We start from the raw sequence: 1239 nt of genomic DNA on the forward strand, positions 1-1239 counted from the left end.
ATGATTGCATGATTAAACCTCGTGGTTTTTATAATTGCTATGCAATAGCATAAAACAAAAATAAAAACCAAGGAGGTGATGTCTTATGACATCAAATATGCAACAGATGTACGTAGGATTAGACGTACATAAAAACTTTATCCAAGGATGTATCTTGGATAAGGAAGGAAAGGTGATTCTTGAGCAGAAGTTCAAGAATGAGCCTCATTCGATGGATTTGTTTCTGTCGAATATACAACAGGATTCCAAAATTGCTTTGGAATCATGCAGCTGCTGGCAGTATGTGTATGACTACCTATACGACGCTGGCTATAAGGAGCTTGTATTGGCAAATCCTTCAAGGGTTCGCTTAATAGCAGCATCAAGAAAGAAAACAGATAAGCATGATGCAAAAATCTTAGCAGACTTGCTGAGGATGAATATGCTGCCTGAAAGCTATGCTCCGCCTTTGGATACAAGGTACGAGAGGCAGATAACAAGGCACAGACTTTCATTAGTAAGATTAAGAGCAGATGTCAAGAGAAAGGTTAATGCCTTGCTATTAAGGCATGGCTACCAGCACGAATACAGCGATTTATTTGGCAAAGCTGGTATGGGGCAGCTGTACTCAATGGATTTGCCAATGTGCGACAGGTTTGAGCTTGACAACTATTTAAAGACCATTGATTTTTTGACTGAAAAAATCAACAATACTCAAGACAGAGTCGAGGATTTTGTCAAGTACAATCCGCAAGCTAGGCTGCTTATGTCAGTCAAAGGCATTGACTATTATTCAGCTTTGATGATCAGTGCGGAAATCGGAGATGTAAGGAGGTTTAATTCGGCGAAAAAGATAATAAGTTATGCTGGATTAAATCCTTCAATCTCCCAATCTGGAGATAAATGTTATGTTGGGCACATATCCAAGCAAGGAAATAACAACTTGAGATGGATACTGATAGAATGCGCCAACATAGCAATAATGCATGACTCAAGTCTTGCATTATTTTATCACAGGATAAAAAAGAGAAAGAATCATAAGGTTGCTGTTGTTGCAACAGCAAGAAAGCTGTTGACGATAATTTACGCAATGCTTATGACTAATAGGAATTACATTCCTCAAAGGAAATGTAAGGCATCATAAGGCGACACCGTTTCGTCCATAGGCCTCTGCTGAAAAGCAAGCCTGCTACAATGATTGGTGCTATGCCTTTAATACGACCGCAATAATGTGACTTAGATCACGGATAGATGAATGTC

General features: G+C 39.1%; 1 protein-coding gene. It reads left to right on the forward strand.

All coding sequences use genetic code 11. The annotated features are described in order from the left end of the window. Positions 1-106: 106 nt before the first annotated feature. Positions 107-1123: an IS110 family transposase gene (locus HY987_RS06310; RefSeq protein WP_292756744.1), complete on the forward strand. Its 1017-nt coding sequence runs from the start codon at positions 107-109 to the stop codon at positions 1121-1123. Positions 1124-1239 lie beyond the last annotated feature (116 nt).

The sequence above is a fragment of the Methanobacterium sp. genome (genome assembly GCF_016217785.1).
Taxonomy (GTDB): Archaea; Methanobacteriota; Methanobacteria; order Methanobacteriales; family Methanobacteriaceae; genus Methanobacterium.

Bases quoted from the DNA above. Each gene is read 5' to 3' on its own strand.
- HY987_RS06310 (WP_292756744.1), top strand. From the start codon at position 107: ATGTACGTAGGATTAGACGTACATAAAAACTTTATCCAAGGATGTATC.